The following is a 20,786-nucleotide window of genomic DNA, read 5'->3' on the forward strand; positions in this document are numbered from 1 at the left end:
GTAGACGTCGGGAACAGCCCAAGAGACAGCCCCGGGGACGGCGCGTAGAGGCAGGGGTTGAGGGTAGCGCCACACCCTATGACCGAGATGCTGGAGAAGACGGAACGGGCCTACGGCAACGGGCATGATCGTCCGCTGGGCGGCTACCTGGGCATCCTCGCCACGTACGGCGCGGGGGTGGCCGGGGCGGCGGCGGCCGCGGTGCTCACCAAGCGGAAGCTGCCCGAACGGGTCGGCGTCCTCGACCTCGCGCTCATGGCGGCCTGCACGCACAAGGTCTCCCGGCGCCTGGCCAAGGACCCGGTCATGAGCCCCCTGCGGGCGCCCTTCACCAGGTACGAGGGCCAGGGCGGCCCGTCGGAGGTCCAGGAGGAGCCGCGCGGGCCGATGGGCGAGCTGCTGGCCTGCCCGTTCTGCCTGGCCCAGTGGGCGGCCACCGCGTACGCCGTCGGCCTGGTCTTCGCCCCCAGGGTGACCAGGCTCGTCGGCGCCACGATGACCGCGGTGGCCATCTCCGACTGGCTCCAGCTCGGGTACGCCAAGCTGATGAAGTCGGCCGACTAGCGCACCCTGGGGAGCACCTCGCGTTCGTAGAAGTCGAAGAACGCGTCCTGCTCCGTGCCGATCTGGTTGACGTAGACCTCGTCGAACCCCGCGTCCACGTACTCCTTGAGCGCCCGCGCGTGGACCTCGGGGTCGGGGCCGACCGGGCTGCCGCCCACGGCCTCGTCCTCGGTGACCGACTCGGCGAGCTGTTCGAAGTGGCGCGGCAGCGGCAGGATCTGCGACGCCTCCCCCTTGATCCCCTGCGTGGGCCACAGGCGGTGGACGGTCTTGCGCGCGGTGACCTCGTCGGCGGCGTAGCACGCCTTGAGGCCGCCGAGCGCCGGTTTGCCCGCGCCGCCCGCCTCGCGGAACCGCGTGACCGACTCGGCGTCCGGGCCGGTGGAGATGTAGCCGTCGGCAAGCCGGCCGGCCATCGTCGTGGACTTCTCGCCGAACCCCGACATCAGGATGGGCACCGGCTCGTCGGGGAGCGTGTAGAGCCGGGCCGTGTCCACGCGGTAGTGGGCGCCCCGGTGGGTCACCAGCTTGCCGGTGAACAACTCGCGCATCAGCCCGACGGCCTCTTCGAGCATCTCCAGGCGTTCGCTGAGCGGGGGCCAGCGCGACTCGACGACGTGCTCGTTCAGCGCCTCGCCGGTGCCCACGCCGAGCCGGAACCGTCCGCCGGTGAGCGCCCCGGTGGTGGCGGCGGCCTGGGCGACGACGACCGGGTGCGTACGGATGAGGGGGCAGGTGACGGCGGTGGTGATGGGCAGGGAGGTCGCCTCGGCCAGCGCGCCGATCACGGACCAGACGAAGGGCGCCTGGCCCTGCTCGTCCAGCCAGGGGTGGAAGTGGTCGGAGATCCACAGAGCCTCGAAACCGGCGCGTTCCGCGGCTTTGGCCTGACGTACCAGTTCTTTGGGTCCGTGTTCCTCACACGACAAGAAATAGCCGAATGTCGTCATGAATCACCACCTGCCCGTTACGGCGGAGGAAAACATGTTACTGAGTCGCGCGTGGGGGCAGTTGCAGTCACATGGCTACTTTGCTTTGGATCATCGCCGTAATCCTCGTCATCTCCGGGATCTACGTGATTCTGGCCCGTCGCGACCTCCTCTGGGGGATCGTGCTCATCGTCCTCGGCTTCCTCGTGGGCCCGGGCGGGGTCAGCATCTTCAATGTGTAGGGCGCACGCCGCCCCGCACTCCGTCCGTGACAACCCGCTGGGCCGAACCTCGAGAACGGCCCAGCGGTCCACCTAATTTGGCCGAAATATCAGCACCACCAGCCCTCAATCCCGAATGATCGGGCATGGGGAGCGAGTGAGCAGATTTCCGCCGTTCAGCCGCTACGAGATGAACGCGGCTTCGGCACGGGTCCGTGAGCAACTTGTTCACGTCCGCCGCCACCTGCGTACCCAGGCCATCCTCGACGAGGCCACGGCCCGCCTGGCCACCCGGCTCAACATCCGCCCAGGCGAGGCCGCCGAGCAACTCGCCAGGATGGCCCAGCACAGCGGTCTGGACCTGACCGAGGTCGCGAAGGGCATCGAACGGCCGTCCGAGCAGGTGCTCGAACGGCCCGAGGTGCCCGAGTGGGTACGCGGCATGCTGGCGGGCGTGCACGCCTCGGCCCTCTTCCTCACCCCCGTCCACGACGACGCGGGCCGCGTCGTGGACTTCCTCGTCCTGGCTGCCAACAAGCACGCCAGGACCCCCGCCGGGCGCACGGCCGACGACCTGGCCGGGCGCCGCCTGCTGTCGGTCAGCCCCGGCGTGGCCAGTTCCGGCCTGCTGGACGACTACATCGGCGTGTACGAGTCGGGCGAGTCCCTGCACCACATGCCGCTGGAGTTCGTCGAGGCCATGGACTACCGGCTGTGGCCGGCGACCCTGGCCGTGCGCGCCGCGCGCGTGGACGAGGGCCTGCTGGTGAGCTGGCGCATCCTCGACGACGAGGAGCTGCTGGTCTCCGGCTGGGAACGCGCCCAGCGCCTGGCCGAGCTGGGCTGGGGCGAGTGGAACCTGGCGACCGAGCGCACCCTGTGGACGCCGCAGATGTACGAGATGTTCGGCCGCGCCCGCGCCGACGGCCCGATGCCCCTGGAGGAGCTGCCCGCCGTGGTGGTCGCCGAGGACCTCCCCGTCATGGACGAGCAGATCCGCACGCTGCTGGAGTTCCGCGAGGCCGTGGAGAACGAGTTCCGCATCCAGCACCGGCACGGCGTGCGCCACCTGTGCGTCTACAGCGAGCCGATCCTCGACGGGGACGGCGTGCCGGTCAAGGTCCGCTGCCTGGTCCAGGACGTCACCAAGAACCGCCGCAGGGAACGCGCGCTGGCCGTGGCGCACGAGCAGGCGACCAAGGAGAAGGAACGGGCCGAGCAGGAGCATCGGATCACCGTCCAGCTGCAGAACACGATCCTGCCGATCCGCCGGGGCCTCATCCAGCTGCCGGGGCTCGCCGTCGGCGTGCGTTACCTGCCGAGCGAGGACCTGGCCAGGCTCGGCGGCGACTGGTTCAAGGCCCGGCTGATCACCGACGGCCGCGTGCTGCTGGCCATCGGCGACGCCATGGGCCACGGCCTGACCGCCGCGAGCATCATGTTGCAGATGCGCTCGGGGCTGGCCGGCCTGGCGTACACCGGCGCTCCCGCCGGTCAGCTCGCCACCTGGCTGAACGACCTCATCGTGCACTCCAACGAGGACGTCACCGTCACCGGAACCGCGATCATCGGCCACTTCGATCCCGAGCGCCGCACGTTCGCCTGGACCAACGCCGGGCACCCCGCGCCCGTCCTCATCAGGGACGGGCACGGGCAGGCCATCGACGGGGTCACCGGCACGCTGCTGGGGGCGTTCGACGCGGCCGAGTACGACATGACCGTCACCCAGCTCGAACCCGGCGACACCCTGGTCCTGTACACCGACGGCGTCGTGGAGCGGCGCGGGCAGGACCTGGACGTCGGCATGGCCGCGCTCCTGCGGGCCTCGCGCTCGTGCGTGGGGGACGATCCCGAGCAGATGATCGACTGTCTGTTGCGGCGGCTCGGCGCCGACGACTCCACCGACGACGTGTGCGTGATCGCCGCACGCGTGTTGTGACGCCTCCCGCGGGGTCAGTCGTCCGGGGTCAGTCGTCGTAGTCGTTGCCCGGCTCCTCCAGGCAGTAGACGCCGTACGCCCTGCCGAGGACGGGCAGGGCGACGTTGCGCACCCGGATGCCGCCCGAGGTCATGCCCTTCTCCGTGCCCTTGTGGGCGTGCCCGTGCAGGATGAGGTCGGCACCCGCCGTGTCCACCGCCTCGGCCAGCAGGTAGCTGCCGAGGAAGGGGTAGATCTCCAGCGGCTCGCCCTCCAACGTCTCCTTGATCGGGGAGTAGTGGGACAGCACCACGCGCTGGTCGGCCACGAGCTCCTTGAGCGCGACCTTCCACGCCTCGGCGATGTAGCGCGTGTGGGAGATGAAGTTCTTGATCTCGCGCTCGCCGAACTCGCTGGCGCTCTTGCCGGCGAACCCGCCGCCGAACCCCTTGCCGCCGACCACGCCCAGCTTCCGGTCACCGCACTGGATCACCGTGCCGTCGTCGTCGAGCACGATGACGCCGGCGTCGCGCAGCTCGGCGGCGATCTCGTACTGCAGGTCGGAGTGGTAGTCGTGGTTGCCCAAGACCGCCACGGTGGGGATGGGCAGGCCGCGCAGCTCGTCGGCCACGACCCGGCCCTCCTCCAGCGTGCCGTGCCGGGTGAGGTCTCCCGCGACCATGAACACGTCGGCACGTTCCTCGATGCCCTCAAGCCTGCGCCGGTACTGGCCTCTGACGTCCTCGCCCAGATGGATGTCGCCCACCGCCGCGATTCGCAGGTCAGTCAAGATGCTCATCCTCCCCCAGCACCGAGACGTCGACCACGCGTATCTCGTTGTGCAGGTGCAGCTGGGGCGCGATCTCCCGCGCCACCTGGCCGAGCCTGTCGCGCTGCTCGGCTCCGCTCACCTGACCACGCAGGAACAACTGGTCGCCGCGGACGTCGACCCGGATGCCCAGCTCGTTCGTGCGTCCGTCCTCGGCCAGCGCCTGTTGGACGCGGGCCGCGACGTACTGCGGAGCTTCCATCGCTTGCCTCCTTCTATTGTCGCCGCATGCCCGGGGATTAACGGCTCAAACGGCGCGAATAAGGTCTATAACGGCCCGTTCCACCGTCCCGTGGGTGGCGAGCTGCCCGTAATCGGCGTCCGCTCCGAGCTCGGTGAGGGCCCCGGCGATCGTCCTGTCCTGGTCGTACGCCTCCACCACCCGCGGGTCCACGTACGACGCCCGCGCCACGGTCGGCGTGTTGCCCAGATACTCGGCCACCTCCCGCATCACCCGGGTCACCGCCCGCTTCCTGGCGGTGCCGTTCCCCCGCGCGTGCTTGGAGACCGCCAGGCCCACAGCGGCCAGGACGGTCGCGTGCCAGGTGCGGAAGTCCTTGGCGCTGACCTCGCAGCCGAGCAGTTCGCGCAGGTAGTCGTTGATGTCCTCGCTCTTGACGTCACCCCAGCCGCCCTCCGGACGGCGGTACCGGAGCAGTTCGCCCTCCGCGCCGAGCGCCTTGAGCGAACGCAGCACCGTGCAGGCTCCGGGGTCGGCCACCACGACCTCGCGGGAGATGTCCCCCTTGGCCTGGTAGGCGCAGGTCACGACGCCGTTGCTGCAGGTCACGTGGTCCATCCGCAGGGTGGCCAGACCGTAGGTGTCGTAGCTCTCGCCGCCGATCCTGAAGAAGCCGACGTCCAGCAGGCGGGCAGCGGCGGCCAGCACCCGGTCCCGGGTCAGGCCGCGGCCCTTGAGGCGGTCGTCCACGGCCTTGCGGAACGCGGGCAGGCGCTCGGCCACCTCCAGCACGTGGTCGAACTTCGCCTTGTCCTGCTGCTCGCGCCAGAGGTCGTGGTAGCGGTACTGCCGGCGTCCGGCCGCGTCCACGCCGACGGCCTGGAGGTGGCCGTACGGGGAGGGACAGATCCAGACGTCCTTCCACGCCGGGGGGATGACGAGCGACCTGATGCGCTCCAGCGTCGCCTTGTCGCGCACCGGCCGCCCGTCCGGTCCTTCGTAACTGAACCCGCGCCCGCGACGGCGCCGGACGATCCCCGGCTCACTCTGGTCACTGGGATGTAGCTCGGGCACGCAGGGCGGCTACCCAGCACGTTAGGCAACAAACAGGACGGGCAGGTGAGCGGCATGCCTGAGAACACGGATGACGGTAGATGGCACGAAGAGGGTGACCGGAAGGGCCACCCCATGGTGCCCGCCACACCGCGCGACGTGGTGCACATCAGGGTGGGATCGTTCATCCTGGTGTTCCTCTTCGCGTTCACGGTGCTGGGACTCATAGCAGGCGCGCCGGTGATGGCAGGGATCGCGATCGTGCTGTTCATCATCACGATCGTCGACATCGCCCTGGCGATCCGGCGGCAGAAGGACCGAAACACGGGAGAGGCAGGCTGACAACCGACATGGCATCCCTTCGAGGACGCGTGGTAGTGGTGACGGGCGCGAGCGGCGGGGTCGGGCGGGCGGTGGTGCGCGAGCTGGGCGCTCGCGGCGCTCGGGTGGCCCTGATCGCCCGCGGCACGGCGGGCCTGGGCGCGGCCGCCGTGGACGTGGGAACCGCGGGCGGGGACGCGAAGGTCTACGAGGCGGACGTGGCCGACTACGAGCAGGTGAAGGCGGCGGCGGAGCGCGTCGAGGCGGAGATGGGACCGATCGCGACCTGGATCAACACCGCCTTTTCCTCAGTCTTCGCCAAGTTCACCGATATTTCGCCAGATGAGTACGCTCGTACCACTTCGGTGACGTATCTCGGTTATGTGTGGGGAACCAAGGTCGCCCTCGACCTCATGGGCCCCCGCAACGCCGGGACCATCGTCCAGGTCGGCTCGGCCCTGAGCCATCGCGGCATCCCCCTCCAGTCGGCGTACTGCGGGGCCAAGCACGCCATCAAGGGCTTCACCGAATCGCTGCGCACCGAGCTCCTGGCCGACCGGAGCGGCATCGACGTCACGCTGGTCCAGCTCCCCGCGGTCAACACCCCTCAGTTCGAGTGGGTCCTGTCCAAGCTGCGGCGGCACCCCCAGCCCGTACCCCCGATCTACCAGCCGGAGGTCGCGGCGCGCGCCATCGTGTACGCCGCCGAGCACCCCGGACGCAAGGAATACTGGGTGGGCGCCAGCACCGCGGCCACCCTCATGGCCCAGCGCGTCGCCCCCGCCCTGGTGGACCGGTACCTGGCCAGGACCGGCATCCAGTCCCAGCAGACGGACGAGAAGCAGCCGAGCGGGGTGTCGAACCTCTGGGAGCCGGCCGACGAGGACAAGGACTACGGGGCGCACGGCACGTTCGACCGGCGCTCCCACGGCCACAGCCCGCAGGTGTGGCTCTCCCAGCACCGGCGGGCGGTGATGGTGGCTGTGGGGGGTGTGGCCGCGGCGGTCACGGTGGCCCGCCGGCTCGCTCGCTGACCGGGGGCCTTTCTCTGGCCCCCGCCCGGCACCTGGTTACCGGGTGGGCAGCGGGAGCCCATCCCGGACCAGGCGCGCAGCGACGTGTCCTCTGCCGATGTGCCGGCCATGCCCCTACCGTCCGACCTGGCAGCGGACCTACTCCTCCTCCACCAGCCGCCCCAAAGATCACTGGCCGGGCAACGGGAGCGTCCTCCAACCACTGCGATCTTCAGAGCCGCAGCACTCGGCTCCAAGGGGCCCCGCGGATCAAGGCAGTTCGGCTCGCCCCGGCAAGGCTCGCTCCAGCTCGATCAAAGCCAGCGCAGGCCCCTCCTCGAACTCGTGGTCGTGGGTCCTGCCGGTCTCGGTGAAGCCGTTCTTGGCGTAGAAGCGGCGGGCCTGGGCCGAGTCCCGGAGCGTCCACAGGTGCACGTCGTCGTACCCGGCGTCGCGTGCCGCGTCCAGGACGGCCCTCAGCAGAACGCCGGCGATGCCGCTGCCCCAGACGTCCGGATGGGCGAAGAAGGTATAAATCTCCGCGGAGCCGGGACGGGAAGTGGAGGCCCCGAACCGGGCGAAGGCCCCGGGCCGCTCGTTCAGGCGCGCCAGCAGGATCGGATCCCCGCCCTCGGCCAGGATGCCGTGCCACTTGCCGCGCCGCTCCTCGATCCCGGCCGCGGCGACCTTCGGCGCACACAACGGGCCGTGCGAGACGCCCCAGGACAGGGCGTGGATCTCGCCGAGGACGTCCCCGTCGCCGGGTTGCGCGGGGTGGACCGTGATCACGTCAGGCATGACCTGAACACTAGTGCCGGCTACCGTTGCCGACTCGGCCGGGGCTGAAGGGCCGATCCCTCAGCCCCACGGTCAGCCACCGCACCCCTTCAACGAGTTCACGAGAACGCATTCGCAGAAGGTGACGCACCGACGACATCCGGAACCAGGCCCGTCCGCTCATCCGGCTTTCAGGATTTGGACTTCGGAAATCTGGGCCCCGGCCCGTACTTCACGCCCGCTCCCCCACGCGCGTCGCCGATCTTGTCGATGATCTCGCGCTCCCGCAGACTGTTGAGCAGGTCCCGGGCCGCGTAGACATGCAGATCGAAGAGGCGGCGTATCGTCTGGTTGGTGACGAAGCCGTACTCCCGGACGTGCTCGATCACCTTTCGATCCATGTCGTCCACGTCGACATGTCGATACGAAACCGAGCGGGACATGGCCGCTAGCACCTCTGCTCGCAGCCGATATGTGGGGAACTGCTTGGAGGCGCTTCGCTTGGTGGGCGCGATCAGACTGTAGTCGTCAAGCATCATGCGCAGCACTTCCTGCGCTTCGACGGGCGCTCGCTGAATGATCTCAGCCAGCTCGAACGCGTCGATGCTTCTGCTGTGACGCAGGTGCGTCAAGGAGAGCAGGATGTTGATGTCCCTGCTCGCCCTCAGTGGCAGATCACTGATGAACCGCACGAAGGCCGCGTTCCCGATGCCGCCCGCGAGGGTCGCGCGGACCAACGTTCCGTGGTCCTCGAAGAGCGGTGGCTCCTTGCCGATTCTGAGCATCTCACGGTAGGCGCGGTCCACCCCTTGTCCTGTCCGCTCGGCGAGTTGCAGGACGGACACGGTCTCCGTGAGGAGCCGGTTCCTGGGAGTGGACGGATGGGTGAGGATGTTGGCGGGGGTCACTCCCGACACCAGGCCACCGGGGCTCGTGATGATCATTCGCTCGGGAGAGTGCTCGATGTCGACGGTTCCGCCGGTCTCGTACGACCGATGGATGAAGGCGTTGATGACCAGCTCTCGTGCGGCTTCGCTGGGATAGTCGGTGAGCTGGAGCTGCACACCACCTGCCAGATTGAGCGGCCACACCTCTCTACGGCTCTCCATGGCGTCGGTCATGGCTTGGATCGCCGCGATCAACGGCCTGGTTCCTCTCGTCCGCCCGGTGGCTTCGCTGCCCGAGGTGGGGCGGAACTGGTAGGAATAGCCATAACTCGGGATTACTCGCGGAATCAGCTCTTCATCCGCCAGCAGCAGCACTGCCGCATTCGTGACGCTTCCGTTGGGGGCGATCAGGCGAAGCGACTCCAGGAGAGCGCGGTCCGCCAGCTCGGCCAGATGATCGCGTCCGCTGGCGATCAGCAGCCGCCGTAGCCTCTCGAACTCCACCGCGCTCAGTTGGCTGACGCTGAGGCTGGAGGCGTCGGCCGACCAGTCGACCTGGCCGCGAGCGATCATGACCTCGCGCTGCTGATGCGGAGGGAACGGCAGGCACTCCTTGCCGAGACGACGGGTGGCGAGGCCCGCGGCGTTGCTGTGCGGCATCGCCCCCTGCGGGACAGTGATCAGAATCAGCCGCGCGCCTTCGACGACCCGCTCTTCCACGAAGGCGGTGATCGGTGGGCTCGTCCGGTCGAAGATCCCCTTCCGGACGCCCTCCACCGTGTAGCTCTCGGGCACACCGCGAAGTGCCTGGACACGGTCGGTCGCCTTGTCGTCGACCCCCAGGACGAGGGTGCCGCCGTGGGCGTTGACGAAGCAGACGAGGGCGTCGGAGATGAGATTGAACGTGGCCTTCGGCGACTCGGCCACCAGCTTGAAGTCAAGCGTCTCCGACTCCAGGGAGTCCGCCTTGACGCCCTCTCCGACCACAGCGAGCGCCGCGTCCACCTCGTGATGCTTCACTTCACTGAGGATAACTGAGAAGTGGGGTTTCAACGACGTTTCTCAGTTGCTCTCAGTACGTCGCACGTCCCTTACGGGAGGATCGCGGTGGCTTCGACCTCGACCAGGTGGTCCGGGACGGACAGGGCCGCGACGCCCAGCAGGGTCGCCGGTGGGGTCGCCGTCGTGCCCAGTTTCGCCTTCGCCCGGGAGATCCCGTCCAGGAGCGCGGGCATCTTGTCGGGGGTCCAGTCCACGACGTGGACGGTCAGCTTCGCCACGTCGTCGAACGACCCGCCGGCCCCGGCGACGGCGGTGGCGACGTTGAGGTAGCACTGTTCGACCTGCGCGGCGAGGTCGCCCGCGCCGACGGTCGTGCCCTCGGCGTCCCAGGAGACCTGGCCGGCGACGAAGATCAGCCTCGTTCCCGACGCGACCGCCGTCTGGTGGTAGACGTCGATCTCGGGCAGGCCCTCGGGGTTCAGCAGGGTGACGGGCATGGCGTGCGCCTCCTGACAGGGGGCCGGAACGCGCGTACGGCCCCCAAGACTCTCTTGTGGTTACTGAGGAACTGTAGGAGAGTGTTCGCTGACGTGGAAGAACGCACTTTTCAGTGACTGGGGAACCTCATGGTGACCAAGCAGTTCAAGGGCTCGGACGGCGCGGCGGACCTGAGGCGGGCCGACTCCCTGGCGCGGGAGATCTTCACGGACGTCGCCAACAAGTGGGCGTTCCTGATCATCGAGGCCATCGGCGAGGGCACCCTGCGGTTCGGCGAGCTGCGCGACCAGGTCGAGGGCATCAGCCACAAGATGCTCACCCAGAACCTGCGCATGCTGGAGCGCAACGGGCTGGTCGAGCGGACGGTGTATCCGACCGTGCCGCCGCGGGTGGAGTACACGCTCACCGAGCCGGGGCGGGCCCTGCGCGCGACGGTCGACGCGATGTGCGCGTGGACGCAGCGCCACCTCGGCGACATCGAGGCCGCCCGCCGCCGCTTCGACGCCTGACGCCGCCCGCGAACCGCCCAGGGACCGCCCAGACGGGGACCGCCCAGGGGAACCGCCCATAGGGGACCGTCCACACGGAAACCACGCACGCGCGGACCACCCAGGCGAGGGAGGTTTCAACTGCCGACAAATGGGGTCAGCTGACGTCAGGCCCGAGTTAAGCGCCGCGCAGGGGGTAGGCGGCGTGAAACTCACGAGGAGGGTCTTGATGCCTGAACGCGATCTCCAGTACTTGACCGAACTGGCCGCGCAGCTGCGCGTCGACTCCGTGCGCGCCGCCGCGGCGGCCGGTTCCGGACACCCCACCTCGTCGATGTCGGCCGCGGACCTGATGGCCGTGCTGTTCTCCTGCCACCTCAGGTACGACTTCGACCGCCCCGACAACCCCGGCAACGACCACCTGATCTTCTCCAAGGGCCACGCCTCCCCCCTTCTCTACTCGCTCTACAAGGCGGCGAAGGTCATCGACGACGAGGAGCTGCTGTCGTTCCGGCGCCGGGGCAGCCGGCTGGAGGGGCACCCCACCCCCCGGCTGCCCTGGGTGGACGTCGCGACCGGCTCGCTCGGTCAGGGGCTGCCGGTGGGCGTGGGCGTGGCCATGGCGGGACGGCTGGAACGGCTGCCGTACCGGGTGTGGGTGCTGTGCGGTGACAGTGAGCTGGCCGAGGGGTCCATCTGGGAGGCGGCCGAGCACGCCGGGGCCGAGGGGCTGGCCAACCTGGTCGTGATCGTGGACGTGAACCGGCTGGGGCAGCGCGGCCCGACCCGGCACGGATGGGACACGGGGGCGTACGCGCGCCGGTTCGGCGCCTTCGGCTGGCACACGATCGAGATCGACGGCCACGACCCCGGCCAGATCGACTTCGCGCTGGGGGACGCCTGCAACACCCGCCGGCGTCCCACCGTGATCCTGGCCAAGACGCGCAAGGGCGAGGGCGTCGTCGAGGTCGAGAACCGGGAGGGCGCGCACGGCAAGGCGCTCAAGGACCCCGACAAGGCCATCGACGAGCTGGGCGGGCCGCGCAGCGTCCAGGTGGACGTGCACCGGCCGGAGGGCGAGGCCGAGCCGTTCCACTTCGACCCGCGCCCGGCGACGTTGCCGGAGTACGAGGTCGGCGCGAAGGCGGCGACCAGGGCGGCGTTCGGCGCGGCGCTGACGGCGCTCGGCGCGGCCCGCGGCGACGTGGTGGCGCTGGACGGCGAGGTGGCCGACTCGACCAAGACCGAGGAGTTCGGCCAGGCGTTCCCCGAGCGCTTCTTCGAGATGTACATCGCCGAGCAGCAGCTCGTGGCGGCGGCCGTCGGCCTGTCGGTGCGCGGCTGGACCCCGTACGCGGCCACCTTCGCGGCGTTCCTGACCAGGGCGCACGACTTCATCAGGATGGCCGGCGTGAGCCAGGCGTCGATCCGGCTGGTCGGCTCGCACGCCGGCGTCTCGATCGGCGAGGACGGCCCCTCGCAGATGGGCCTGGAGGACCTGGCCATGATGCGGGCGGTGTACGGCAGCACGGTGCTGTACCCGTGCGACGCCAACCAGGCGGCGGCGCTGACCGTCGAGATGGCGGACGTGTCAGGGGTGTCCTACCTGCGCACCACCCGCGGCGAGACGCCGGTCATCTACCCGCCCGGCGAACGTTTCCCGGTGGGCGGCTCGCGGGTGCTGCGGCGCTCGCCCGACGACCGGGCCACGATCGTGGCGGCCGGGATCACGGTCCACGAGGCGCTGGCGGCGGCCGACGAGCTGACGGCGGCCGGCATCCCGGTCGGCGTGATCGACCTGTACTCGATCAAGCCGGTGGACGCGGCGGTGCTGGTGGAGGCCGCCACGACGACGGGCAACCTGATCACGGTCGAGGATCACCGGCTGGAGGGCGGTCTCGGCGACGCCGTGCTGGACGCCGTCAGCGAGCTCGGCCCGCGGGTGGTGAAGCTCGCCGTGACCGGGTTGCCCGGGTCGGCGACGCCTGAGGAACAGCTCGCGGACGCCCGCATAGACCGCCACGCGATTGCCGAGGCGGTCAAGCGGTTGTTGTGAAGGAACTAGCGGGCTTTCGCCGTGGCCTTCCTGTTGGCCTTCTTGATGGCGTCCACCAGCTCCTTCTTGGTCATCCTGGATCGGCCGCGCACCCCGAGCCTGGACGCCACGCCCTGCAAGTGCTCCTTGCTGGCGTTGGCGTCCACGCCCTCCTGGGTCCTGCCGGAGCGGTCGGTCGCGCCCTGGTCGGACGGTCCCTTCTGCCCCTTGGGCTCCCAGTGGTCCCCGACCTTCTCGAAGGAGTGCTTGAGTGCGGCGAACGCGGTCATGTGCGCGCGCCGCCCCTCTCCGTACTCCTTCACGGCGGAGTCGTGCGCTTTGATCCACGTGTTCTGTGCCTTCTTCGGCGAACGCTTGATGGTCGACGGCAGCTCGTCAACGGCTGGCATGTCGATTCACCTCCTACAGCGGCGGCTCGTCGTAGTGGCGGCGCTCCTCGTACACCGTGGTCCTGCGGGTCTCGGGCTCCTCGTAGATCTCGTGCCGGTGCACCGGCTCGTCGATCGGGCCGACCGCCCTGCGGGTGACGCTGATCCGGTAGATGCCGAACAGCAGCCCCGCCAGGCCACCGAGCATGAGGATGACGCCGACGACGTTGATGTCGAGACCGGCGAGGTCGAACTCGACGGCCCAGGTGAGGATCGCACCGAGCATGATGAGGATGATGCTTCCGGCGATGGTCATCAGATTTACCTCCTTGACACGAAGGAACCTCTATCCACATGTCGAAAAACAAACCAGTCGTGGTGATCGGGCTGATGGGATCGGGTAAGACGACCGCGGGCCGCCTCCTCGCCACCGCGCTGGGGATGCCGTTCACCGACAGCGACCCGTTCCTGGAGAGGGAGCACGGCGGCACGGCCGCGCAGATCGCCGTCCGCGAAGGGGCCGAGGCGCTGCACCGGTACGAGGCCGAGCACGTGCTGGCGGCGCTGGCGGGCGAGCCGAAGGTGATCGCGGCGGCGGCCAGCACCGTGGAGGACCCCCGGGTGCGTGAGGCGCTGCGCGAGGCGTTCGTGGTCTGGGTGGACGCCGCCGACGCCGTCCTGGCCCGGCGCATGAGCTCGGGCGCGCACCGTCCCGAGTTCCAGCCGGCGGAGATGCGGGCCCGGCGGGAGGGCTACTTCCAGCAGGTGGCGGACCTGACGTGCGACGTCGGCGTGCTGACCCCCGAGGAGGTGCGCGACGCGGCCCTGCGGAAAATGGGTTTGCCCGCCGATGAGCAGGACTGATACCCAGAGGGGATGTTCGCCGAGAAACCCACTTTGACGGGTGAGCGCGTCACGTTGCTCCCGGTCGGCCCCGAGCACGTCGAGGGCCTGATCACGTTGATCAGCGATCCGGAGGTGCAACGGCTGACGGGCTCGCACGGCGAGGTCGACCATGAGGTGGCCCGCCAGTGGTACAGCACGAGAGGCGAGCACGCCGACCGGCTCGACCTGGCCGTCATGGCCGGCGGCGAGTACGTCGGCGAGGTCGTGCTCAACGAGCTCGACCGGCACAACCTGTCGTGCAACCTGCGGATCGCGCTGATCGGCGCCCGGGTCTTCGGCAAGGGCTACGGCACCGAGGCGATCGAGCTGGTCCTCGGCCACGCCTTCGCCACCACGCCGCTGCACCGCGTCGGCCTCGGCGTCTTCACCTTCAACGACCGGGCGCGGCACGTCTACAAGAAGATCGGGTTCGTGGAGGAGGGCGTGCAGCGCGACACCCTGCTGTGGGAGGGCGAGTGGCACGACTCCGTGACGATGTCGATGCTGCGGCCGGAGTGGCAGTCAAGATCCAGAAGCCTGGCATAATGATCATGACGCATGGGTCCCCCGAGGCGCGCGGGGGACCTGTGGTCGTTCACCGACAACCAACGGCCGGTCCGGCGCATCTAAGCATCAGTGACGATGCGCTTGGTGCCTGGTGATCCCGAGAGGCTGGGCGGCTTCTGGCTGGCCGCCCGGCTCGGCGCGGGCGCGCGCGGGGTGGTCTACGACGCCTACGACGACGAGGGCCGCCGCTACGCGGTGAAGGTGCCCCGGGTCGAGGTCGAGCCGGTCGCGCGGGTGAGCTGCCCGCATCTGGCGGAGGTGGTCGCGTCCGGGGTCGATCACGGCGTCCCCTACGTGGTGAGCGAGTTCGTCGACGGGCCCGACCTGCGGCAGGCGGTCGAGCGGCACGGGCCGTACCGGGGCGAGGAGCTGGCGGCGCTGGCGGCCGCGCTGGCCGGGGCGCTCCGCGCGCTGCACGCGGCCGGGCTGACGCACCGCGACCTGCGGCCGGAGAGCGTGCTGCTGGCGGCGGGCGGCCCCAAGGTGATCGACATGGGGGTGGCGGTCGGCGGCTCGCTGGGGGCGACGTGCACGTACCTGGCCCCGGAGATCCTGACCGGCAGCGGCCACGAGACGGCGACGGACGTCTTCTCCTGGGGGGCCGTGGTGCTCTACGCGGCCACGGGCGGCGATCCGTTCTCCGGGCGGAGTCTCGGCGCAGTGCTGCACCGGCTGCTGACCGTCGATCCCGACCTGAGCGCCCTGCCCGACGGGCTGCGCGAGCTGGTCGGGCGGGCGCTGGCCAAAGACCCCGCCGCCCGCCCGGCGGCGGACGAGCTGCTGGTCGAGGCCGACCCCGCCGTGTTGCGCCCGCCGGCGGGCGTGGCCGGGCACCGGTCGCTCGGCGAGCTGGCCGAGCGCGTCTACGCCGGGCTCACGCCGCGCCAGCAGGAGGCGGTGCCGGGCCTGCTGCTGCGCCTGATGGACGGCGACGACCCGCACGACGAGGGCGGCGTGCTGGCCCCGCTGATGGACGCCGGGCTGCTCGTACGCCGGAGCGTGCGGGTGCCGCCGACCGAGACCGCGGTCGGCAAGCTCGTGGCGGTGCGCGACGACCGGGTGGCGCCGGCCAGCGCCGCGCTCTACCGGGCCTGGCCTCGCCTGCGCGGCTGGGTGGCCGACGAGCAGGACGGGCTGCCCGTCCACCGGGAGCTGCGCCTGGCGGCCGGCCGGTGGTCACGCCACCGGCGCGGGCACACGTACCTCTACCGGGGCGACCGGCTCGACACGGCGCTCGGCTGGGCCGCGGCCAAGCGCCGCCACCTGCGGCTCAACCAGCTCGAACGCGACTTCATCGGCGCGAGCGTGGCCATGTCCAAGCAGCGCAGGCGGCTGCTGCGGCCCTCGATGGCGACCCTGGCCGCCGCCCTGGCCGTCGCGGTGTCGATGTCCGCCGCCTCGCTCAACGGCGAGCGGGAGCTGCGCGGACACCTCCTGGAGGCCAACGCGCGGGCCGTGGCCGCCCGCGCCGAGGCGCTGCGCTCCTCCGACCCGCGTACGGCGATGCGGCTGAGCGTGGCGGCCTGGCGGCTGTCGCCGGTGTTCGAGGCGCGGGTGGCGTTGCAGGCCTCCCTGGCGCAGCCGGAGCTGGGCGTGTTCACCGACCCCGCGGCCGACGAGCGGGCCGGCTACCTGCTGCGCGGCGACGAGCTGGTCAGGTGGCGCGACCGCACGCTGACCGTCTGGGACGTGCGCAGCGGCCGGCAGCTCGCCGCGCACGCGCTCCCCGAGGGCAGCGCCGCGCTGAGCGACGACGGCCGGTACGCCGAAGGCCCCGGCGGGCTGCCCGTCGAGGTGGCCACCGGCCGGGCCCCCGCGACCGGGACGTACACGATCACCAGCGGCAACCGCACCAGGGTCTACCGGGGCGCCGAGGTGCTGCTCGACGTGCTCGACCGCCGGGTGGCGGTGTCCCGCGACGGGAGCCGGGCCGCGGTCTCCGACCTGGACGGACGGGTCGAGCTCTGGTCGCTGCCCGGCCGGGTCAAGGAGCGGGAGTTCACCGTCCGGCCGCAGACCGGGCCGGACCGGTCGGCGCCGCCCCTGTCGTTCAGCCCCGACGGCCGCACCCTGGCCGTCGCGGGCCGCGACGGCGTGACCCTCCTCACGCCCGGCGCCGAGCCGCCGCGGGAGGCCGCGACCGGCACCGCCGCCACCGCGTTCGCGGCGGAGGCGGGCGACGCGGCGATGCCCGCGGAAGGCTCCGCCGGCACGCCCGTGTTCAGCCCCGACGGCAGCCTGCTCGCCCTCCCCGGCCGGGACGAGGTGCGCCTGTGGAGCGTCGCCGAGCGGCGGCTGGCCGGCGCCTACCGCTTCCGCGGCGACCAGCACGGCGACCTGGCCTTCTCCGCCGACGGCCGGACCCTGCGCTACCTGAGCGGCCTGGGCTCGGTCGTCTCGCTCGACGTCTCCGGGCTGCCGGCGCCCTCCTCCGGCGTCCGCACCGCCGCGCTGTCGAGCGACGGCCGGGTGGCGGCCAAGGACGTCGGGAACGCCATCCGGCTCACCGACGTGGTGGCGCGCAAGCCGCTGGCCGAGATCGCCGCCACCGGCGACGTGGCCTTCGACGCGGCGGGCAGGCTGCTGGCCGTGGCGGGCGACCCGGTCACCGTCTGGGAGGCGTCGGGAGGCAGGAGGGTCGCCGTCATCGACGCGGGCGGCGACGTGCCCGCCGTGGCCCTGTCCCCCGGCGGCGACACGCTGGCCACCGCGCGCGGCCGGCTGCTGGAGACCTGGGACGTGCGCGCCGGCCGCCGGATCAGGGCCTACGAGGGCGCGGGCGACCTGGCGATGGCCTTCAGCCCCGACGGCTCGACGCTCGCCTCCGGCACGAACCTGCTCGACCTGCGTACCGGCGAGGTCACCCCGCTCGCCCCGGCCGCCGCCCGGCCCACCGCGCTCGCCTTCTCCCCCGACGGCCGCACGCTGGCACTCGGGCTCGGCGGCGGACGCGTCGAGCTGTGGGACGTACGCGGGCGCGAGCGGGCCGGCTCGGTCGAGACCGGCCCGGCCCCCGTACGCGACCTGCGCTTCTCCCCCGGCGGCGACCTGCTCGCGATCGACGCGGAACGCACCTCCCTGTGGGACGCCGGCACGCTGCGCGAGGTCGGCCAGGTCGGGTCGTGGGCCGAGGGCCTGGCCTTCAGCCAGGACGGCCGCAGGCTGCGTGGCGTGGCGGCGGACGGCAGCGTCCGCGAGAGCCCGGTGGACCCGGCGCTGACGGCGCAGGAGGTGTGCGCCCGCGCCGGCGGGCCGCTCAGCCAGGACGAGTGGAGCCGGCTGATCCCGGAGAGCGGCTACCAGGGCGGCTGCTGAGCCGGGCGGCCGGTCAGGAGGCGGGGTAGGTCTTGAGCACCCTGCCCTGGGGGTCGGCCACCAGGTAGCCGGTGCGGTAGGCGTCGCTGAGGTAGACGAGCAGCACCTGCTTGGTGCTGGTGAAGACGAAGTTCGGATCGACGATGAGGTAACGCGCGGTGGGCTTGCGCACCCCGAGGACGCTCTGGGCCTTCTTGAGCAGGCCGGGCAGGGCGTCCCAGTTGTACTTGGCCAGGTCGACGGCCGGGGTGCGGACGGTGGAGCCGGTGCCCTCGCGGGTGGCCTTGCCGTCGCGGTAGGCGTAGCGGTCGTAGACGGCCGGGTCGCCCTTGACCGGGGCCTCGGCGGAGATGAACGTCGGGTAGACGACCATCCGGACGACCTTGGTGCCGCCCATGACCGGCTTGAGCGCCTTGATCGCGGTGCGGATGCCGTCGGCGGTGAGCAGGTTCTCCGGCTGCGGCTCCGGCTCCTCGCTCGCCTTCGGCTCCTCGACGTCGGTGGTCTCCACCGGGGTGATCTGCGGTGTGTTCGGCTGGGTCGGCTCCTCAGCGCCGCGCACGCCGGGCAGCAGCGTGTAGACCAGCACGCCGGTCACCGCCAGCGCGCCCACGGAGGCCGTCACGGCGGCGACCGGCGAACGGCGGGCGCGGCGCGACGCCACGGTGCCGGCCTGCGAGAACGACGGCTCCGGCCCCCAGGGCTGCGGCGCCCCGGGCGGCACGGTGGCCCCCTGCCGCGCCCCGGGCGGCACGGTGGCCCCGTACGGCGGGCCTTGCTGCAGCGGGCCCGGCGACGACGGGAAGTAACCCTGGTGGAGCGGTCCCGAGGGTGCGGACGGGGGGCCGGGCTGGAGCGGGACCGGGGCGGGGGGCGGGTAGGCGGGCGGGGGCGAGCCGGGGTCGGCGGCGGCGGCGAGCATCCGGTCGAGGGTCTCGGCGTCGGGACGGCCGGCCGGGTCGCGGCGCAGCAGCGCGCCGAGCACGGGACCGAGCGGCCCGGCCCGCTCCGGCGGCGGCACGTCCTGGTTGAGCACGGCGGCCAGCGTCGCCAGCGTGGTGCTCCTGCGCAGCGGGTGACGGCCCTCGACGGCCACGTACAGCAGCATGCCGAGCGACCACAGGTCGGAGGCGGGGTCGCCCTCGTGCCCGTTGATGCGCTCGGGCGCCATGTACTCGGGCGAGCCGATGAACGACCCGGTCGCCGTCAGGCTGGTCGACTCGCGCACGGCGGCGATGCCGAAGTCGGTGAGCACCGAGCGGCCGTCCTCGCGCAGCAGCACGTTGGCGGGCTTGACGTCGCGGTGCTGGATGCCGACGGCGTGCGCGGCGCGCAGCGCGGACAGCACCTCGCGGCCCAGCCGGGCGGTCTCCCAGGGCGTCATGGGCCCGCGCGCGAGGCGGTCCGCGAGCGAGCCGCCGGTCACCAGCTCCATGACGATCCACGGGTAGCCGTCGCCGCCCGGATCGACGATGTGGTGGATGGTGGCGACGTGCGGATGGTTCAGCCGGGCCAGCGCGCGGGCCTCGCGCAGCACCCTGGCCCGCAGCTCGCGGGCGGCCTCGGGGTCGTGCTCCTCGAACGCGGGATCGGGCGGCCGGACCTCCTTCAGCGCGACCTCGCGGTGGAGGGCGGTGTCCCAGGCGCGCCACACCAGGCCCATGCCACCGCCGCCGAGCCTCTCGGTCAGCTCGAAGCGGTTGTCGATCACGCGTTTGTGCATGGGAAGCAGCGTAGGGCCGCGTCGCGGTCGCCGTCATCAGGGTGGTCGCGGCGGGGACGGGCGGGCTGGTTGGATGGGCGCCATGAACGCAGGCGATCACCAGCTCGGCATCTACCTGACGGGCATGCTCGAAGGCCGCACGCCGGAGCTGACCACCGATCTGTCGGCCCTGGAGGGCGCGGCCGCGCGGGTGCTCCCGCCCGAGGCGCTGGGCTACATCGTGCCGAGCGCGGGCAGCGGCTCGACCGCGCGGGCCAACCTGGAGGCGTTCGAGCGGCGCCGGATCGTGCCGAGGATGCTGCGCGGCGTCGCGCGGCAGCGTGACCTGTCCTGCGAGGTGCTGGGCACCCGGATGGCGGCGCCGGTGCTGGTGGCGCCCATGGGGGTGCAGACGCTGGCGCACGAGGAGGGCGAGCTCGCCACCGTGCGGGCCGCGGCCGCGGTCGGCGTCCCGTACGTGCACTCGACGGCCGGGACGCGCCGCGCTGGTACCAGCTCTACTACCCGACCGACCGGGACGTGTGCCTGAGCTTCCTGCGCCGGGCCAGGGCGACCGGCCACTCGGTGCTGGTGGTCACGCTGGACACGACGCTGCTCGGCTGGCGTCCGGCCGACCTCGACCGCGGCTTCCTGCCGTTCCTGGCCGGCACGGGCATCGCCAACTACCTGAGCGACCCGAACTTCGCCGGGGTCGAGAACCCGGTCGCCCACTGGGCGGGCATGTTCCCCAACCCGGGCCTGAGCTGGGACGACCTGCCGTTCCTGCGCGACCACTGGGACGGCCCGATCGTGCTCAAGGGCATCATGAGCACCGAGGACGCGCGCCTGGCCGCCGAGCACGGCGTGGACGGGATCGTGGTGTCCAACCACGGCGGCCGCCAGGTCGACGGCGCCCTGGCCGCGCTCGACGCGCTGCCCGGCATCGCCGAGGCGGTCGGCGACCGGCTGACGGTGCTGTTCGACTCGGGCGTGCGGACCGGGGCCGACGTGGTCAAGGCGCTCGCGCTGGGCGCGCGGGCCGTGCTGGTCGGCCGTCCCGTGCTGTACGGGCTGGCGCTGGGCGGGCAGGCGGGCGTCGAGCACGTGCTGCGCTGCCTGCTGGGCGAGCTGGACATCACGCTCGCCCTGTCCGGCTACTCCACGACGGACGAGCTGGGCCCCGACGCGCTCGCCTGAGTGCACATCGAGGTC

Annotated in this window: 20 protein-coding genes and 1 pseudogene; 11 read left to right on the forward strand and 10 right to left on the reverse strand. The window is 71.5% G+C overall.

The genetic code is table 11. The features are described from left to right. Window positions 1-78: 78 nt before the first annotated feature. Entirely contained in the window at window positions 79-564 is a 486-nt protein-coding gene (locus tag AB0C33_RS16615) for a DUF1360 domain-containing protein (protein ID WP_358288293.1), read from the forward strand. Here AB0C33_RS16615 and AB0C33_RS16620 read toward each other — a convergent pair. Then, window positions 561-1,514 carry a TIGR03557 family F420-dependent LLM class oxidoreductase gene (locus AB0C33_RS16620; protein WP_358288296.1) on the reverse strand — a complete coding sequence of 318 codons (954 nt, stop codon included), beginning with the start codon at window positions 1,512-1,514 and terminating at the stop codon, window positions 561-563. The two genes, AB0C33_RS16615 and AB0C33_RS16620, sit on opposite strands and share 4 nt — an antisense overlap. A gap of 71 nt (window positions 1,515-1,585) precedes the next feature. Between AB0C33_RS16620 and AB0C33_RS16625 the strand changes: the two genes are divergently transcribed. Continuing rightward, entirely contained in the window at window positions 1,586-1,735 is a 150-nt protein-coding gene (locus tag AB0C33_RS16625; protein WP_165959640.1) for a GPGG-motif small membrane protein, read from the forward strand. A 136-nt stretch (window positions 1,736-1,871) separates the two neighbouring features. Next, window positions 1,872-3,653, forward strand: coding sequence for a SpoIIE family protein phosphatase (locus AB0C33_RS16630; protein WP_358288299.1), 1,782 nt, complete (start codon window positions 1,872-1,874; stop codon window positions 3,651-3,653). A 28-nt stretch (window positions 3,654-3,681) separates the two neighbouring features. Here AB0C33_RS16630 and AB0C33_RS16635 read toward each other — a convergent pair whose 3' ends face one another. From AB0C33_RS16635 to AB0C33_RS16645, 3 genes are read right to left on the reverse strand one after another with little or no spacing between them, the layout of a single operon-like run. Further along, window positions 3,682-4,422 (reverse strand): metallophosphoesterase, encoded by a 741-nt coding sequence (locus tag AB0C33_RS16635; protein WP_358288302.1) that lies wholly within the window; start codon window positions 4,420-4,422, stop codon window positions 3,682-3,684. After that, the gene (locus tag AB0C33_RS16640) at window positions 4,415-4,663 is read right to left on the reverse strand and encodes a BON domain-containing protein (RefSeq protein ID WP_352352068.1); all 249 of its coding nucleotides are present in this window, start codon (window positions 4,661-4,663) and stop codon (window positions 4,415-4,417) included. Before AB0C33_RS16640 ends, AB0C33_RS16635 begins: the two co-directional genes overlap by 8 nt. 45 nt (window positions 4,664-4,708) lie before the next feature. Continuing rightward, entirely contained in the window at window positions 4,709-5,716 is a 1,008-nt protein-coding gene (locus AB0C33_RS16645) for a DNA topoisomerase IB (protein WP_358288305.1), read from the reverse strand. Window positions 5,717-5,770: 54 nt separating this feature from the next. On the opposite strand from AB0C33_RS16645, the gene AB0C33_RS16650 reads away from it, so the two are divergent. After that, a complete protein-coding gene (locus tag AB0C33_RS16650; protein WP_352319527.1) occupies window positions 5,771-6,037 on the forward strand; it encodes a hypothetical protein in 267 nt (88 codons plus the stop codon). A gap of 8 nt (window positions 6,038-6,045) precedes the next feature. Continuing rightward, window positions 6,046-7,050: an SDR family oxidoreductase gene (locus AB0C33_RS16655; protein ID WP_358288308.1), complete on the forward strand. Its 1,005-nt coding sequence runs from the start codon at window positions 6,046-6,048 to the stop codon at window positions 7,048-7,050. 249 nt (window positions 7,051-7,299) lie between these two features. On the opposite strand, the gene AB0C33_RS16660 is transcribed toward AB0C33_RS16655, so the two are convergent. The 3 genes from AB0C33_RS16660 to AB0C33_RS16670 form a co-directional block, all read right to left on the reverse strand. Then, window positions 7,300-7,827: a GNAT family N-acetyltransferase gene (locus tag AB0C33_RS16660; protein ID WP_358288311.1), complete on the reverse strand. Its 528-nt coding sequence runs from the start codon at window positions 7,825-7,827 to the stop codon at window positions 7,300-7,302. A gap of 170 nt (window positions 7,828-7,997) precedes the next feature. Then, window positions 7,998-9,713: an ATP-binding protein gene (locus AB0C33_RS16665; RefSeq protein ID WP_358288314.1), complete on the reverse strand. Its 1,716-nt coding sequence runs from the start codon at window positions 9,711-9,713 to the stop codon at window positions 7,998-8,000. A 71-nt stretch (window positions 9,714-9,784) separates the two neighbouring features. After that, window positions 9,785-10,192: a RidA family protein gene (locus AB0C33_RS16670; protein ID WP_358288317.1), complete on the reverse strand. Its 408-nt coding sequence runs from the start codon at window positions 10,190-10,192 to the stop codon at window positions 9,785-9,787. Window positions 10,193-10,321: 129 nt separating this feature from the next. On the opposite strand from AB0C33_RS16670, the gene AB0C33_RS16675 reads away from it, so the two are divergent. Together AB0C33_RS16675 and AB0C33_RS16680 are read left to right on the forward strand one after the other, a co-directional pair. Beyond that, window positions 10,322-10,702 carry a helix-turn-helix domain-containing protein gene (locus AB0C33_RS16675; protein WP_358288320.1) on the forward strand — a complete coding sequence of 127 codons (381 nt, stop codon included), beginning with the start codon at window positions 10,322-10,324 and terminating at the stop codon, window positions 10,700-10,702. Window positions 10,703-10,910: 208 nt separating this feature from the next. Continuing rightward, the gene (locus AB0C33_RS16680; protein ID WP_358288323.1) at window positions 10,911-12,737 is read left to right on the forward strand and encodes a transketolase; all 1,827 of its coding nucleotides are present in this window, start codon (window positions 10,911-10,913) and stop codon (window positions 12,735-12,737) included. A 5-nt stretch (window positions 12,738-12,742) separates the two neighbouring features. Here AB0C33_RS16680 and AB0C33_RS16685 read toward each other — a convergent pair whose 3' ends face one another. Further along, window positions 12,743-13,126: a ChaB family protein gene (locus tag AB0C33_RS16685; protein WP_358288326.1), complete on the reverse strand. Its 384-nt coding sequence runs from the start codon at window positions 13,124-13,126 to the stop codon at window positions 12,743-12,745. Window positions 13,127-13,139: 13 nt separating this feature from the next. After that, entirely contained in the window at window positions 13,140-13,421 is a 282-nt protein-coding gene (locus AB0C33_RS16690) for a hypothetical protein (protein ID WP_352319513.1), read from the reverse strand. Between the two features lie 38 nt (window positions 13,422-13,459). Between AB0C33_RS16690 and AB0C33_RS16695 the strand changes: the two genes are divergently transcribed. The 3 genes from AB0C33_RS16695 to AB0C33_RS16705 all read left to right on the forward strand — a co-directional run bounded on the left by AB0C33_RS16695 (window position 13,460) and on the right by AB0C33_RS16705 (window position 17,872). Beyond that, window positions 13,460-13,969, forward strand: a complete 510-nt coding sequence (locus AB0C33_RS16695; RefSeq protein WP_358288329.1) for a shikimate kinase — start codon at window positions 13,460-13,462, stop codon at window positions 13,967-13,969. A 12-nt stretch (window positions 13,970-13,981) separates the two neighbouring features. Further along, window positions 13,982-14,536 carry a GNAT family protein gene (locus AB0C33_RS16700; protein ID WP_358288332.1) on the forward strand — a complete coding sequence of 185 codons (555 nt, stop codon included), beginning with the start codon at window positions 13,982-13,984 and terminating at the stop codon, window positions 14,534-14,536. 105 nt (window positions 14,537-14,641) lie between these two features. Next, on the forward strand, window positions 14,642-17,872 hold the full coding sequence (locus tag AB0C33_RS16705; protein ID WP_358288335.1) for a serine/threonine-protein kinase: 3,231 nt from the start codon (window positions 14,642-14,644) through the stop codon (window positions 17,870-17,872). Window positions 17,873-17,885: 13 nt separating this feature from the next. Here the strand turns inward: AB0C33_RS16705 and AB0C33_RS16710 are convergent, their stop codons facing one another. Further along, window positions 17,886-19,595 (reverse strand): protein kinase, encoded by a 1,710-nt coding sequence (locus AB0C33_RS16710; RefSeq protein WP_358288338.1) that lies wholly within the window; start codon window positions 19,593-19,595, stop codon window positions 17,886-17,888. Between the two features lie 124 nt (window positions 19,596-19,719). Here AB0C33_RS16710 and AB0C33_RS16715 point away from each other — a divergent pair. Beyond that, window positions 19,720-20,771, forward strand: a pseudogene (locus AB0C33_RS16715) (alpha-hydroxy-acid oxidizing protein). Window positions 20,772-20,786: the final 15 nt, after the last annotated feature.

Source organism: Nonomuraea sp. NPDC048881, assembly GCF_040649795.1.
Lineage (GTDB): Bacteria > Actinomycetota > Actinomycetes > Streptosporangiales > Streptosporangiaceae > Nonomuraea.

What these genes read in the sequence shown, in the direction of transcription:
- AB0C33_RS16685 (WP_358288326.1), bottom strand. Translation starts at nt 13,126, where the DNA reads ATGCCAGCCGTTGACGAGCTGCCGTCGACCATCAAGCGTTCGCCGAAG.
- AB0C33_RS16700 (WP_358288332.1), top strand. Translation starts at nt 13,982, where the DNA reads ATGTTCGCCGAGAAACCCACTTTGACGGGTGAGCGCGTCACGTTGCTC.
- AB0C33_RS16655 (WP_358288308.1), top strand. Translation starts at nt 6,046, where the DNA reads ATGGCATCCCTTCGAGGACGCGTGGTAGTGGTGACGGGCGCGAGCGGC.
- AB0C33_RS16650 (WP_352319527.1), top strand. Translation starts at nt 5,771, where the DNA reads ATGCCTGAGAACACGGATGACGGTAGATGGCACGAAGAGGGTGACCGG.
- AB0C33_RS16620 (WP_358288296.1), bottom strand. Translation starts at nt 1,514, where the DNA reads ATGACGACATTCGGCTATTTCTTGTCGTGTGAGGAACACGGACCCAAA.
- AB0C33_RS16675 (WP_358288320.1), top strand. Translation starts at nt 10,322, where the DNA reads ATGGTGACCAAGCAGTTCAAGGGCTCGGACGGCGCGGCGGACCTGAGG.
- AB0C33_RS16680 (WP_358288323.1), top strand. Translation starts at nt 10,911, where the DNA reads ATGCCTGAACGCGATCTCCAGTACTTGACCGAACTGGCCGCGCAGCTG.
- AB0C33_RS16640 (WP_352352068.1), bottom strand. Translation starts at nt 4,663, where the DNA reads ATGGAAGCTCCGCAGTACGTCGCGGCCCGCGTCCAACAGGCGCTGGCC.
- AB0C33_RS16615 (WP_358288293.1), top strand. Translation starts at nt 79, where the DNA reads ATGACCGAGATGCTGGAGAAGACGGAACGGGCCTACGGCAACGGGCAT.
- AB0C33_RS16710 (WP_358288338.1), bottom strand. Translation starts at nt 19,595, where the DNA reads ATGCACAAACGCGTGATCGACAACCGCTTCGAGCTGACCGAGAGGCTC.
- AB0C33_RS16695 (WP_358288329.1), top strand. Translation starts at nt 13,460, where the DNA reads ATGTCGAAAAACAAACCAGTCGTGGTGATCGGGCTGATGGGATCGGGT.
- AB0C33_RS16690 (WP_352319513.1), bottom strand. Translation starts at nt 13,421, where the DNA reads ATGACCATCGCCGGAAGCATCATCCTCATCATGCTCGGTGCGATCCTC.
- AB0C33_RS16670 (WP_358288317.1), bottom strand. Translation starts at nt 10,192, where the DNA reads ATGCCCGTCACCCTGCTGAACCCCGAGGGCCTGCCCGAGATCGACGTC.
- AB0C33_RS16660 (WP_358288311.1), bottom strand. Translation starts at nt 7,827, where the DNA reads ATGCCTGACGTGATCACGGTCCACCCCGCGCAACCCGGCGACGGGGAC.
- AB0C33_RS16625 (WP_165959640.1), top strand. Translation starts at nt 1,586, where the DNA reads ATGGCTACTTTGCTTTGGATCATCGCCGTAATCCTCGTCATCTCCGGG.